Here is a 13,275-nt window from a genome sequence, read left to right as displayed (position 1 = left end):
TCCTGAAAAAAGGAGTGTTCAGCAAAACAGGCCGCTGGAAATCTGGAGAGGAAAAATCTTGATCTGAATCATAAACTCTGATTATCAATGCAATGGATTTTGAAAAATAAGAAAATTCGCGGGAGAAAAATGGTATGATCTAGGTAGAAAGGACGGCTGGTGCTGTGGTGAAAAAGCGTTTCCATTTTTCTCTGCAAACGAAAATAATGGGGTTGATTGCGGTGCTGCTGATCTTTGTGATTGGCGTGCTGACGGTCACGTTTGCCGTTCAGCAAACAAAAGAAGGGCGAAAACAGGCAGAGCAGCTGGCGGTGCAGACGGCGAGAACGATTTCCTATATGCCGCCGGCAAAGGGACTCATCATGACGAAAGACGGGCTAGCTGCCGAGGCGCAGGAGGTCATTGAACAAATGAAAGAACAGACCGGCGCTTATGCCATATATGTGCTTGATGAAAAAGGAATGGTCCGAACCGCCTCGGCCAATAGCGAAAATAAGCATCTGACGAGAAGCCGAGAAATCCTGTTTGGAGGCTCTCACGTCTCAGAGACAAAAGCGGATGGACAAAGGGTGATTCGTGGGAGTGCACCGATTATCGAGGAACAAAAGGGGCGCAGCCAAGTGATCGGCAGCGTGTCCGTTGATTTTCTGCAAACGAAGACAGAGCAAGGCATTAAGAGACATCTGCGAGACTTAAGCTTCATGGCTGTACTCGTGCTGCTGCTTGGATTTGCCGGTGCCGCCGCGCTTGCCAAAAGCATCAGAAAGGATACGCTTGGCCTTGAGCCCCACGAAATTGCATCTCTTTATCGGGAGCGGAATGCGATGCTGCGGGCGATTAAGGAAGGGATCATCGCCACCAACCGTGAAGGCATTGTGACGATGATGAACGTATCAGCGGCTGAGATGCTTAAGCTTTCCGAGCCTGTGATGAACGTGCCTATTGATGACGTGATGCCGGGAGCGGAACTGATGTCTGTGCTTGAGCAGGAAGAAATGCAATCGAATCAGGAGGTATGTGTCAACGATCAAGTCTTTATTATCAATACAAAAGTCATGATACAAGGCGGACAGAGGTACGGAATCGTTATCAGCTTCAGAGAAAAAACAGAACTGAAAAAGCTGATTGACACGCTGACAGAGGTGCGGAAATACTCAGAGGACCTGCGCGCCCAGACTCATGAATTTTCCAATAAGCTCTACGCGATTTTAGGGCTGCTTGAGCTTGGCGAATATGAGGAAGCGATTGAACTGATTAAAGAGGAATACGCCATCCAAAATGAACAGCATGATATTTTATTCCAAAACATTCATTCGCAGCAGGTGCAGGCGATTTTGTTAGGAAAGATGAGCAAAGCATCGGAAAAAAAGGTGAAGCTGTCGATCGATGACAACAGCACACTAGGACCTCTTCCTCCTCATGTCGGCTTGTCTCATCTCATTACGATTATCGGCAATTTAATTGATAACGCTTTCGAAGCTGTAGCAGATCAAAGCGTACAGGAGGTCTCATGTTTTATTACAGATATCGGACGGGATGTTGTTATCGAAGTATCCGATACAGGGGCGGGAGTGCCGCCCGATAAGATGGAGGCGGTGTTTGAAAGAGGCTACTCTTCAAAGGGGATGAAGAGAGGCTACGGGCTCGCCAACGTAAAAGAGTCAGTGCGTGAGCTGGGAGGCTGGATCGAGCTGACAAATCAAAAAAGCGGGGGAGCGGTATTTACTGTTTTTATACCGAAGGAGAAACAGACAAAGGGGGAATCCATTTGATTCACATCGTGATTGCGGAGGATGATTTTCGGGTTGCGCAAATCCATGAGAGATTGATTCAGCAGCTAGATGGATTCAGCATTATCGGCAAAGCGGGCAATGCCAAAGAGACAATGTTGCTTTTGAAGACACACAAAACGGATTTGCTGCTATTGGATATTTATATGCCGGACGAGCTCGGAACAGCATTGATTCCAGAGATACGGAGACGGTTTCCGGACGTTGATATTATGATTATTACAGCCGCAACGGAAACCCGCCACTTACAGGAAGCGCTGCGGGCGGGAATCGCAAACTATTTGATAAAGCCCGTAACGGCTGATAAGTTCAAGCAGGTGCTGCTCCAGTATAAAGAAAAAAGGCAGGTGCTGCTGTCTCAGCCGGAGGTCAGCCAGTCCATGATTGACCATATTTTCGGGGGCGCCCCTAAGGAAGCTGTCACTGCAGAGAATTTGCCGACAGGCATCAATCCGATCACACTGAAAAAAATCAAAGAGGCGCTGCGTACTGCGGCCGGAGGGATGACAGCGGAAGAACTCGGAGAAACAATGGGCGCGTCACGAACAACAGCCCGCCGTTATGCCGAGTATCTTGTGTCTAAGGAAGAAGCGCGAGCCGAGCTGGAGTACGGGATTATCGGCAGACCGGAGAGAAAATATTATTTGGCGGCTGAATAGTCATGAAAAAACTTGTGATTATATTCATTTGTCTATTAGTCTTCACACAGGGTGATATCCGGCAGGCGGCCGCTCCCCGACTGCCGGACGGGCCGGTTGAGATCGTTGTGCCTGCCGAGCCTTCCGGGGGCTGGGATGTAACGGCGCACGCCATCCAATCCGTGCTCAGGCAAAAACAGCTGATGAAAGGCAGTATTCATATTGTGTATAAGCCCGGGAGCGGAGGCGACAAAGGCTGGAAATATGTCAACCAAAGCGGTAAGCAGACCATCAGTATGATGTCCAGTTTAATCCTGAGCAATTATCTGCTCGGACAAAGTAAATTAAAAACAGATGATTTTACGCCTCTGGCGATTCTCGCTAAGGAATGGCAGACTGTCGCTCTTCCGAAGGGATCGTCTATGAAAAGCGGGAAGGATGTGCTGAAGGAAATCAAGATGCATCCAGGCAAAGTCAAAATCGGTTTTTCTCCGGGGCTTGGCAATGACGATCAGCTCTCATTCGTCAGAGCCGCTGACATGTACGGGATTGATCCTTTTGACATTGAGTTTTTACAGTTTGACAGCAGTGAAGAATTGATTCAGGCGCTTATCAGGCATGAGATTGAAGCAGCTTCCATGACCGTTTCAGAAGCCAAGCCGTACGAGCGGAACGGCGAGATTACATTAGCCGCCGTCACGTCAGAGAAAAGGCTGCCCGGTTTTCCAAAAGTGCCGACGTGGAAAGAACAGGGCATTCCGTTTGTCTTCTCTCATTGGAGAGGGGTGCTGGGACCGAAAAACATGTCTGAGGAAGAGATCTCTTACTGGGACCAAGCATTAAAAAAGGTGACATCCTCGCCCGAATGGAAAAAGAAAATAAATGAGCAGGACTGGGAAAGCTTTTATTTAAACAGCAAGGAAACGAAACGGTTTCTTGAAGAACAATCAGCGTTTTATCAAACCATCATGACAGGCAATTAAGCAAAAAGCATTCTGCCGTATGCGGAATGCTTTTTTTGTTGGAGAAATGACCAAAAAGAACAAAACGGTTTTAAAAAATTAAAAATACATAAAAACCAAATTATTTACTTGAGAACGTTTTTCTCATACGATGACAAAAAGGCAAAAGGGGAATAGGGGATAAAATGTAAGCGGATTCATTTAAAGGGGGAATGAATGTGTTAGCAATCTTAGGATTTCTTATGATGCTTGTGTTTATGGTACTGATCATGACAAAACGGCTTTCTGTCCTGACCGCATTGGTTTTGACGCCGATTGTGTTTGCGCTGATAGCCGGTTTCGGGTTCACTGAAGTTGGCGATATGATGATCTCAGGGATTCAGCAGGTGGCGCCGACGGCTGTTATGATTATGTTTGCGATTTTATATTTTGGAATAATGATTGACACTGGGCTTTTTGATCCGATGGTTGCAAAAATATTAAATATGGTCAAAGGCGATCCGTTAAAAATCGTTGTCGGGACAGCGGTTCTTACGATGCTCGTTGCTTTGGATGGGGACGGTTCAACAACCTATATGATTACAACAAGCGCGATGCTCCCGCTCTATCTGCTGCTCGGCATCCGGCCGATCATATTGGCGGGAATCGCCGGAGTCGGCATGGGGATTATGAATACGATTCCGTGGGGAGGCGCGACGCCGCGGGCGGCGAGCGCGCTCGGGGTTGATCCGGCTGAGCTGACCGGGCCGATGATCCCTGTGATCGCAAGCGGAATGCTTTGTATGGTCGCAGTTTCGTATGTTCTGGGTAAAGCGGAGCGCAAACGGCTCGGTGTGATTGAGCTGAAACAGCCAGCCGATGTCAACGAAACAGCCGCTGCGGTTGAAGATGAGTGGAAGCGGCCGAAGCTTTGGTGGTTCAATATGTTGTTAACGCTTTCATTGATAGGGTTTTTAGTATCAGGCAAAGTCAGTTTAACGGTGCTGTTTGTCATCGCATTCTGTATTGCACTTATTGTGAATTATCCAAACCTCGATCATCAGAGACAGCGTATTTCAGCACATTCAAGCAACGTGCTGGCCATTGGCTCCATGATCTTTGCAGCAGGCGTTTTTACGGGAATTTTAACAGGCACCAAAATGGTTGATGAAATGGCGATTTCGCTTGTGTCGATGATTCCTGAACAAATGGGCGGATTTATCCCGGCGATCGTAGCCTTAACTAGCGGCATTTTCACATATCTCATGCCAAATGACGCGTATTTTTACGGAGTGCTGCCGATTTTATCAGAAACGGCTGTCGCATACGGTGTGGATAAAGTGGAAATTGCCAGGGCTTCGATTATCGGCCAGCCGATTCATATGCTGAGCCCGCTTGTGCCATCAACACATTTGCTTGTCGGGCTTGTCGGAGTCTCCATTGACGATCATCAAAAATTCGCTTTGAAATGGGCAGTTCTCGCCGTGATTGTCATGACGGTTACGGCTCTATTGATCGGTGCCATTTCGATTTCTGCATGATAATTCGGACGGAATGACATACACTAACGGCATACAACGTACCGGAGGTGTCTACATGAGTGATCCTTATATGCCGCTGACTTCAGTCAGAAGCGGGACTGGGTTCGAAGCCGCAAAGGGTGTACATGGTCTGACCGTGCAAATTGCGAATGTCTATTTTATTCAGTATCCTTCTGAACCTCATTCATTTATTTTAATAGATGCCGGCATGCCTCAATCAGCCGGCATGATTCTACACGAAGCAAAACAAAGATTCGGCGATGACTATCACTTGAAAGCCATTATTCTGACACACGGGCACTTTGATCATATCGGGGCCATTGAAGAAATCCTTGAGCATTGGGATGTTCCTGTTTATATTCATTCGCGGGAGATGCCTTTTGTAACCGGAAAAGAGGATTATCCGCCGGCGCGGCCAGACAGCAAAAGCGGGCTGGTCGCCAAGCTGTCGCCGCTGTTTCCGCGCCACTCGATCAATATTTCCTCTCATGTTCAAGCATTGCCTGAAGACGGCACTGTTCCGTTTCTGGACGAGTGGATCTGGATCGCCACACCTGGCCATACACCCGGCCATATTTCACTATTCCGCGAGGACGGCCATGTGCTTGTCGCAGGTGATGCGGTGATTACAGTTGAACAGGAAAAAATGGCGGACGTCTTCATTCAAAAACAGGAGCTTCACGGCCCGCCGGCTTATTTCACACCTGACACCGAGACGGCCGCAGAGTCCATTCAAAGACTTGCCGAACTAGAACCGGAAGCGCTGCTGACCGGGCACGGCATCCCAATGACAGGCAGAAACTTTCGCAGTGATTTAATGGAATTGGCCAATCATTTATCATCCCTTTGACACTCGCAAACGCGGGTGTTTTTTTATTTGTTTTTCCAAGAAGATGCAGAAAAATCATTTGTCTTCCCGCCCAAAAACGATACAATGAGAAGCATGAATGCGATTTGGAGGAGAGTTTGTTGGAAGATAAAGAAATACTATGGAATGAAGCGAAAGCGTTTATTGCCAATTGCTATCAGGAACTCGGAAAGGAGGTTGAAGTGCAAGACCGTCTCGATGACATTAAAAGTGAGATTGACCGAACTGGAAGCTATGTACATACAAAGGAAGAGCTGGCGCACGGGGCGAAAATGGCTTGGAGAAACAGCAACCGCTGCATCGGCAGACTGTTCTGGAATTCGCTGAATGTCATTGACAGACGTGACGTCCAGACAAAAGAAGAAGTACGGGACGCTTTATTGCATCATATTGAAACCGCCACAAATAACGGGAAAATCAGGCCGACGATTACGATTTTCCCTCCGGAAGAGAAGGGCGAAAAGCAGGTAGAGATCTGGAATCATCAGCTGATCCGGTACGCGGGATATGAATCCAACGGAGAAAGAATCGGCGATCCTGCTTCCCGTTCTCTTACCGCAGCCTGTGAGCAGCTCGGCTGGCGCGGAGAGCGGACAGATTTTGATTTGCTGCCGCTTATTTTCCGCATGAAGGGTGACCAACAGCCAGTCTGGTATGAGCTTCCCCGGTCACTGGTGATAGAAGTTCCGCTGACCCACCCGGAATTCGAAGCGTTTTCTGACCTGAAGCTGCAATGGTATGGCGTGCCGATTATTGCGGATATGAGGCTTGAGATCGGCGGCGTTCATTATAATGCCGCACCGTTTAACGGCTGGTATATGGGAACGGAGATCGGTGCGAGAAATCTGGCTGATGAAAAGCGGTATGATAAGCTCAAAAAAGTGGCATCCGTTATCGGTATTGCCACCGATTACAATGCGGATTTATGGAAGGATCAGGCGCTTGTTGAATTGAATAAAGCTGTTTTGCATTCATATAAAAAGCGCGGCGTCAGCATCGTCGATCATCACACGGCTGCAAGCCAGTTTAAACGGTTTGAAGAGCAGGAGGAAGAAGCGGGCAGAAAGCTGACGGGTGACTGGACATGGCTGATTCCGCCGATTTCACCAGCTTCCACACATATTTTTCACAGGTCCTATGACAATTCAACCGTCAAGCCGAATTACTTTTATCAGGATAAGCCTTACGAATAGACTATTGAAAACCGATGATGGCCTTCAAGGCTGCTGGATTCAGTGACAGAGATGCCGGTAACTTTTGAAAAGGGGCTGCCTTTCTTCACGGCCTCAAGAAATGATTGCAAGGCGTTTTCCGGCCCTTCGGCCAAAATCTCGACACGCCCGTCATCACGGTTTTTGACCCAGCCGGTGAGTTTATGCTTATCGGCTTCCGCTTGAACAAAGTAGCGGAAACCGACACCTTGAACCCGGCCGTCTGCAACGATTCGATATTGAAGCATGTAAAAACCACCTTTTCTTTTTATGATAATCAATCATTTTATATACTGTAAAGGGGATGTGTTCGTATGACATCAGCGCATTATTCCATTCTTTCTCTTAACCTGGGAAAGCCGCAGACGCTTGAATACGATGGAAAGAAAATAGAGACCGGCATCATGAAGCGGCCGGCTGTTTCCGCGGTTATGCTGTATCGGGAGAATTTTGAAGGAGACGGACAGGCGGACCTCGTCAATCATGGCGGCCCTGATAAGGCTGTCTGTGTCTATCCCGCGGAGCACTATCCGTTTTGGACGGAGTTTCTCTCCAGATCGCTCCCGGACGCCGCGTTTGGTGAAAATCTAACGGTGCAGGGCCTGACTGAGGAGCACGTTTGCGTAGGGGATGTCTTTCAGCTTGATGATGCCGTTGTTCAGGTCAGCCAGCCGCGTCAGCCGTGTATAAAATTGGCCAAAAAGTTTGGTGTGAAGGATATGGTGCTGAAAGTTCAGCAAACCGGATATACAGGATTTTATTTTCGCGTGCTGGAAGAGGGCAGGGTCGCTCCGGATGCAAAGCTCGAACTGCTGTCCAGAGGCGAAAAAGGCATATCCGTCCAATTCGCAAACCATATCACATACCATGACACAAAAAATCTCACTGCTATTGAACGGATGTTAAGTGAAGAAGCATTGTCTGAAAGCTGGAGATCTTCCTTTATCAAAAAACGGGACAGGCTGCTTTCGATTCAATAAAAAAGCCGCGCATTTAAACGTGCGCGGCTTCACCATGTCAGGATTGTTTTTTCTTTGTTTCAAGCAGGTTGGCAAGAAAATAGGTTTTATAGCTTTGAAGCTTTCTTCCTTCATATTTCGTGATGCCCTGCTTTTTTAATTCTGCTACATACCAGCCTTTACTGCCGTAATGCATGTCAGAAAACTCCTTTCCCTATCTGATTGACCAAACGATTGGCATTGTAACATCTATCAAAAGATGCTGAAAAGAGATGCGGGGGAAACTGAGTCTTTCGCACTAGTGATGCGAACTTTCTTCCTGTATGTATATGCGGAGTAAACGCTGAATATGATTTTAATGCCCGGTGAGTTTCAGCACGACAATGCCAAGTGTCATGATGCTGAACACAATACCGATATATGTAAGCATCCCGTTTTTTTTCTTCATGCCGAAAACGGTCATGATGATGCCTTCAATGAAAAAGACGATTCCAAAAATAATAAACCACATGCGGACAATGGCTCCTTTCACAGACATTAATCCTAGTGTAGCATATCTGGATGGGCCGGGCTGTGACAATATAAAGAAGCCGGGCATACGCCCGGCTTAGGTGTTTTATTGTTTCTCAACCAATTTGACTAATAGCTGTGCCAAATGTTTTTTCTCATCATCATCCGCAACGCTCCAAAGTTCCTGAAGCAGCATTTCTTCGCCGTTTTGCGACTCTTCATGTTTCGCGAGGTAGTCTCCCAGGATCGCAGCGCTTTTGACAAGCTTGCCGTCGTCTAATCCTAATTTCTTGCCCCGGTTCACTTGTTTTTTCAGGTAGTCTTTAAATTCTTCAAAGTCTTTTAAAATTTCTTCTTTTATTGTTCCGTGCATTGCATTCATTTCATTTTCAATTTGGATTTTTTCTTGATCTCTGTTCATTACAGTGCCTCCTCCTGCAGAATAGTGATGATTTACCTGTAAAAGGAGGAGGTTAAACATACGAAATGTGTTTTTACAGCTTTGTCAGGATAATCGGCTCGTCTTTGGTGATGACGATGGTGTGCTCAACTTGGGCGACCATGCTTTTATCCGGCGTCTTAAAGGTCCAGCCGTCTCCAGCTTCAACGATGGTTTCCGCTTTTGTTGAAATGAATGGTTCAAGTGCAATCACTGTGCCGTTTTTGAAGAGTGCGTTATCAAATGGATCATAATAGTTCATGATGTGGTTCGGCGCTTCGTGAAGGCTTCTGCCGATTCCGTGGCCGGTCAAGGTTTTAATGACGGTAAATCCTTGAGAACGTGCTTCATGATAAACGGCTCTCCCGATCTGATTTTGGCGCTTGCCGGCTTTTGCCTGCTGCAGGCCTTTTTGGAAAGCATCTTCCGCGCATTGGCATAGCTTATGAAGGCGTTCTTCTCCTTCACCGAGCACAAACGAGATGCCTGTATCGGAGTAGAACCCGCCGAATTCAGCAGAGATATCAATGTTCACAAGATCTCCGGCTTTTAAAATAGTGGATGTGCTTGGAATACCGTGCGCCACTTCATCATTTACGCTGATGCATGTAACACCAGGAAAGTCGTATTCTTTTTCCGGAGCCGAAACGGCACCATGCTCGTCAAGCACCGCTTTTCCGATAAGGTCAAGGTCTTTTGTACTCATGCCGGGCTCTGCTTTCCGTTTCATTTCTTCACGCGCCAGCGCTACGATTCTGCCGATTTTTTTCAGGCCTTCTAATTCTTGATCGTTTGTTACAATCATCTGTCATTCCCGCTTTCTTTTTAAATAATCTAATTTAAGCTTACCACAATTGGCTCTAGAATAGGAAACACACGAACCTGAGAAAAAAGAAATAGGCCCGGGAAAATTGGTATAGATCACTAGATATCTTGTATGGTATATTTTTAAAAAAGGGTAAGAGGGGGATGGGTATGCTTTCATTTTTACAAAAGCTTGGAAAGTCATTTATGCTCCCGATTGCGGTTTTGCCTGCAGTCGGGATTATCCTTGCACTTGGCAGGGAGGATTTATTCGATATACCGTTTGTTTATCAAGCGGGAACGGCTGTTTTTGATCACCTGCCGCTTATTTTTGCGATTGGGATTGCCATCGGCATTTCAAAGGACAGCAATGGGGCCGCGGGTTTATCAGGGGCGATTTCGTATCTGATGCTCGACGCGGCAACAAAATCAATTAATGAAGCAAACAACATGGCGGTATTTGGGGGAATTATTGCCGGTTTAATAGCGGGTTACACCTATAACCGCTTCAAGGATACAAAACTGCCGGAATATCTCGGGTTCTTCAGCGGCAGACGGCTTGTGCCGATTGTCACCGCTATTTTCACAATCATTTTAGCAGGGATATTCGGTGCGATATGGCCGCCTGTTCAATCGGGAATTAACGCGTTTGGGGAGTGGATGCTTGGGCTTGGCGGGATCGGCGCGGGCATATTCGGTTTATTCAACAGGCTGTTAATTCCGCTTGGTCTTCACCACGTGCTGAATAATATTTTCTGGTTCCAATTCGGCGAATATAACGGGGTAACAGGCGATTTGGCGCGCTTTTTCGCTAAAGACCCGACAGCGGGCACATACATGACGGGCTTCTTCCCGATTATGATGTTTGGTCTACCGGCCGCATGTCTGGCAATGATTGTGACTGCCAAGCCGTCAAAACGAAAAGCAACGGCCGGAATGATGATTGGGTTTGCGTTGACTGCGTTTATCACAGGAATTACGGAGCCGATTGAGTTTGCATTTATGTTTTTATCTCCGCTGTTATACGCTGTGCATGCAGTCTTAACCGGACTGTCGTTATTCATCGTTAATTTGCTCGGCATACGCTCTGGATTTTCTTTTTCAGCCGGTGCCATCGATTATCTCTTGAGCTATGGAATTGCAGAAAAGCCGCTGCTTCTGCTTCTGGTAGGTATATGCTATGCGGCTGTATACTTTGTCGTGTTTTACGTCTTAATTAAGACGTTGAACTTGAAAACGCCGGGACGGGAAGATGATGACTTGGATGAGGTGCTGGATGAGAACACAGCACAGTCTGTCAATGAAAACATCATGCTGAAGGGGCTTGGCGGAAAAGAAAACCTGCAGACGATCGATCACTGTGCGACAAGGCTGAGACTGACAGTGAAAGATACTTCTTTAGTGGATGAAGCGTTATTAAAGAAAGCAGGCGCAAAAGGAGTCGTCAAATCGGGCGGGCAATCAGTACAAGTCATTATTGGCCCGAATGTCGAGTTTGCGGCAGAGGAATTACGTGCTGCGGTGAAATAGAAAAAGCAGAGAGGCTGGCCTCTCTGCTTTTTTCTTATTTATCTTCGTCTTCTGTTGACGTCTCTGAATCTTCGCCGTGTTTTGTGTAATCATAATCGGAAGGGTTCACCTTTGTAAAACCTTTCGGGTTGTAGAAACGCAGCAGGTCTCCGTTTATGATTTTATCGGACATTTCGAGTTCCTTCTTGACGAGTGAGTCTTCTGACTTGTCGATCTCAGATTCATCAAGCTGTTTCCCGGTTTTTGTGTCATAGTACTTGCCAGATACTTTCGTGTACTTCGGTGATATAAAGTCTCCGTTACGGAACGGAATCACTTCACGGTGTTCTTTAGATAAAATATCAGAACCGGACATCAGATAGTCTTTTGTATCCACTCCGAGCAAATGCAGAATGGTTGGAGCCACATCGACGTCTCCGGCATATTTATGAACTTTTTCGCCCTTCACGCCGGCAGCGTGGATAAAGAGCGGCACCCTCTGAAGCTGGGCGTTGTCATAATCGGTAATTTCGTCTTTGCCAAGCACTTTGGCCATCGCGTTATTGTGGTTTTCAGAGATGCCGTAGTGGTCTCCGTACATCACGATAACCGATTTATCATATAACCCGTCTTTTTTCAGGTCATTGAAAAATTGTTCAATGGACTGATCAAGATAATGGGCTGACTGGAAGTAGTTGTTGACGACAGAGTCACCAAAGTCTCCAGCCGGGAAGTCCGTATCCCCCTCATCCATTCCGAATGGGAAGTGGTTCGATAGGGTAATGAACTTCGTATAGAACGGCTGCGGCAAGCTTTCTAACAGCGGCATTGATTCTTTGAAGAACGGTTTGTCTTTCATGCCGTAGTTTTTCGTGTTTTCTTCGTTCATGTCATAGTAGGCAGAGTCGAAGAACTTATCGATGCCTTCCGCTTTGTACATTTCGTTTCGGTTCCAGAACGTCTGCGTATTCCCGTGGAACGTAGCAGATGTGTAATCTTTAGACTTCAAAATCGCCGGAACGGATTGTAGCGTGTTCTGCGCTTTGTTAACAAAAACGGACCCTTGAGCCAGCGGATACAGAGAGTTTTCCATCATAAATTCTGCATCTGATGTTTTACCTTGTCCTGTTTGGTGGAAAAAGTTATCAAAGTAGAACGTTTCGTTATCGTGCGCCAGTTTATTTAAGAACGGTGTAACTTCTTTGCCGTCAATCTTATAGTCGATGATAAAGGACTGCAAAGATTCAAGTGAAACGTAAATGACGTTTTTGCCTTCCGCTTTGCCGAAATACACATTGTTCGGCACATCGTAATTGGCTTTCATGTAGTTCTCAACTTCCGTTACGTCACTTGAATCGGCGAGTGCGCGCTGGCTGTTGGATTTGACATTCTGCACAGCGTCATAAATCGTGAAATTGTATGTTCCTAAATATTTGACAAGATAGTTTCGGTCAAATGATCTGGTCAGCAATTCAGGACGGTCTGATTCCGCAACTGCCAGGTTGATTAAGAAAACGAGAATCGAAGACGCAAGAACGATTCGGAATGATTTTTTGTTAGACGACGTCTCGGCAGGCTTGTTCACTTTAATCGCTAAGATAATCAGAATGATCGTATCAATAAAGTAAAAGGCGTCAGTCGGTCTCATCAGCGAAAATGCGCTGTCACCGAGTTGGCCGCCGTTTGTTTTAGCCTGCATAATGACCGGAATCGTAATAAAATCATTGAAGAATCGATAATACACAATGTTTGCGTACAGTAAAAAAGACATTAAAAAATGAATCACTATGATGGCTGTCTGCTGTAATTTTTTCTTGAACAAAAGTCCAAATCCAAGAAAGAATAAGCTTGAGCTGAGCGGATTCACAAAAAGCAATATTTTCTGGATCGTGTTGTCTATTCCTAAGTTGAAGTTCAGGACATAACCGACATACGTCTTTACCCATAACAGGACGACCGCAATTAAGAAGAAGGCCAGTCCTCTTTCTTTTATAAATGTTTTCATTGTTACACTCCTTTTTTCCGATCACAGTTCGAGCGAAACGATAGAAAAAACGAACGTATC

The 13,275-nt window shown here is 46.4% G+C and carries 13 protein-coding genes and 1 pseudogene; 8 read left to right on the top strand and 6 right to left on the bottom strand.

Going from position 1 to position 13,275, the window contains the following annotated elements; translation table 11 throughout:
• The first annotated feature begins 164 nt into the window (after positions 1–164).
• The 6 genes and pseudogenes from V6D42_RS15435 (at position 165) to nosA (ending at position 6,971) form a co-directional block, all read left to right on the top strand.
• Positions 165–1,797: pseudogene (locus V6D42_RS15435) on the top strand (ATP-binding protein).
• Positions 1,769–2,449, top strand: a complete 681-nt coding sequence (locus V6D42_RS15430) for a response regulator (protein ID WP_010333368.1) — start codon at positions 1,769–1,771, stop codon at positions 2,447–2,449. The pseudogene V6D42_RS15435 and the gene V6D42_RS15430 overlap by 29 nt, the downstream one beginning before the upstream one ends.
• A 2-nt stretch (positions 2,450–2,451) precedes the next feature.
• On the top strand, positions 2,452–3,411 hold the full coding sequence (locus V6D42_RS15425; protein ID WP_333513807.1) for a tripartite tricarboxylate transporter substrate binding protein: 960 nt from the start codon (positions 2,452–2,454) through the stop codon (positions 3,409–3,411).
• 197 nt (positions 3,412–3,608) lie between these two features.
• On the top strand, positions 3,609–4,910 hold the full coding sequence (gene citM, locus V6D42_RS15420) for a citrate transporter CitM (protein WP_333513806.1): 1,302 nt from the start codon (positions 3,609–3,611) through the stop codon (positions 4,908–4,910).
• Between the two features lie 55 nt (positions 4,911–4,965).
• Positions 4,966–5,760 carry an MBL fold metallo-hydrolase gene (locus V6D42_RS15415; RefSeq protein WP_333513805.1) on the top strand — a complete coding sequence of 265 codons (795 nt, stop codon included), beginning with the start codon at positions 4,966–4,968 and terminating at the stop codon, positions 5,758–5,760.
• Positions 5,761–5,879: 119 nt separating this feature from the next.
• Positions 5,880–6,971: a nitric oxide synthase gene (gene nosA / locus V6D42_RS15410; protein WP_333513804.1), complete on the top strand. Its 1,092-nt coding sequence runs from the start codon at positions 5,880–5,882 to the stop codon at positions 6,969–6,971.
• Here nosA and V6D42_RS15405 read toward each other — a convergent pair.
• Entirely contained in the window at positions 6,962–7,237 is a 276-nt protein-coding gene (locus V6D42_RS15405; RefSeq protein ID WP_010333374.1) for an acylphosphatase, read from the bottom strand. The genes nosA and V6D42_RS15405 overlap by 10 nt on opposite strands.
• A 66-nt stretch (positions 7,238–7,303) precedes the next feature.
• Between V6D42_RS15405 and V6D42_RS15400 the strand changes: the two genes are divergently transcribed.
• Positions 7,304–7,969, top strand: coding sequence for an MOSC domain-containing protein (locus tag V6D42_RS15400; protein WP_333513803.1), 666 nt, complete (start codon positions 7,304–7,306; stop codon positions 7,967–7,969).
• 37 nt (positions 7,970–8,006) lie between these two features.
• Here the strand turns inward: V6D42_RS15400 and V6D42_RS15395 are convergent, their stop codons facing one another.
• From V6D42_RS15395 to map, 4 genes are all read right to left on the bottom strand, one after another.
• Positions 8,007–8,144 carry a YflJ family protein gene (locus V6D42_RS15395; protein ID WP_010333376.1) on the bottom strand — a complete coding sequence of 46 codons (138 nt, stop codon included), beginning with the start codon at positions 8,142–8,144 and terminating at the stop codon, positions 8,007–8,009.
• A gap of 159 nt (positions 8,145–8,303) precedes the next feature.
• On the bottom strand, positions 8,304–8,459 hold the full coding sequence (locus V6D42_RS15390) for a hypothetical protein (RefSeq protein WP_185848173.1): 156 nt from the start codon (positions 8,457–8,459) through the stop codon (positions 8,304–8,306).
• 105 nt (positions 8,460–8,564) lie between these two features.
• Positions 8,565–8,879: a DUF3243 domain-containing protein gene (locus V6D42_RS15385; RefSeq protein WP_333513802.1), complete on the bottom strand. Its 315-nt coding sequence runs from the start codon at positions 8,877–8,879 to the stop codon at positions 8,565–8,567.
• Between the two features lie 73 nt (positions 8,880–8,952).
• On the bottom strand, positions 8,953–9,702 hold the full coding sequence (gene map, locus V6D42_RS15380) for a type I methionyl aminopeptidase (protein WP_010333379.1): 750 nt from the start codon (positions 9,700–9,702) through the stop codon (positions 8,953–8,955).
• 170 nt (positions 9,703–9,872) lie between these two features.
• Between map and nagE the strand changes: the two genes are divergently transcribed.
• Positions 9,873–11,231 carry an N-acetylglucosamine-specific PTS transporter subunit IIBC gene (nagE, locus tag V6D42_RS15375; RefSeq protein WP_333513801.1) on the top strand — a complete coding sequence of 453 codons (1,359 nt, stop codon included), beginning with the start codon at positions 9,873–9,875 and terminating at the stop codon, positions 11,229–11,231.
• Positions 11,232–11,265: 34 nt separating this feature from the next.
• Here the strand turns inward: nagE and ltaS are convergent, their stop codons facing one another.
• Complete coding sequence (ltaS, locus tag V6D42_RS15370; protein WP_333513800.1) at positions 11,266–13,215, bottom strand: lipoteichoic acid synthase; 1,950 nt, start codon at positions 13,213–13,215, stop codon at positions 11,266–11,268.
• Positions 13,216–13,275 lie beyond the last annotated feature (60 nt).

Source organism: Bacillus sp. 0909A (assembly GCF_036765115.1).
GTDB classification, from domain to species: Bacteria; Bacillota; Bacilli; order Bacillales; family Bacillaceae; genus Bacillus; species Bacillus mojavensis.
This window is presented reverse-complemented; position numbering and strand designations above follow the sequence as displayed.

Excerpts from the sequence above, each read along its gene's own strand:
- V6D42_RS15425 (WP_333513807.1), top strand. The coding sequence starts at position 2,452 with ATGAAAAAACTTGTGATTATATTCATTTGTCTATTAGTCTTCACACAG.
- V6D42_RS15415 (WP_333513805.1), top strand. The coding sequence starts at position 4,966 with ATGAGTGATCCTTATATGCCGCTGACTTCAGTCAGAAGCGGGACTGGG.
- V6D42_RS15405 (WP_010333374.1), bottom strand. The coding sequence starts at position 7,237 with ATGCTTCAATATCGAATCGTTGCAGACGGCCGGGTTCAAGGTGTCGGT.
- V6D42_RS15400 (WP_333513803.1), top strand. The coding sequence starts at position 7,304 with ATGACATCAGCGCATTATTCCATTCTTTCTCTTAACCTGGGAAAGCCG.
- V6D42_RS15395 (WP_010333376.1), bottom strand. The coding sequence starts at position 8,144 with ATGCATTACGGCAGTAAAGGCTGGTATGTAGCAGAATTAAAAAAGCAG.
- V6D42_RS15390 (WP_185848173.1), bottom strand. The coding sequence starts at position 8,459 with ATGTGGTTTATTATTTTTGGAATCGTCTTTTTCATTGAAGGCATCATC.
- V6D42_RS15385 (WP_333513802.1), bottom strand. The coding sequence starts at position 8,879 with ATGAACAGAGATCAAGAAAAAATCCAAATTGAAAATGAAATGAATGCA.
- map (WP_010333379.1), bottom strand. The coding sequence starts at position 9,702 with ATGATTGTAACAAACGATCAAGAATTAGAAGGCCTGAAAAAAATCGGC.
- nagE (WP_333513801.1), top strand. The coding sequence starts at position 9,873 with ATGCTTTCATTTTTACAAAAGCTTGGAAAGTCATTTATGCTCCCGATT.
- ltaS (WP_333513800.1), bottom strand. The coding sequence starts at position 13,215 with ATGAAAACATTTATAAAAGAAAGAGGACTGGCCTTCTTCTTAATTGCG.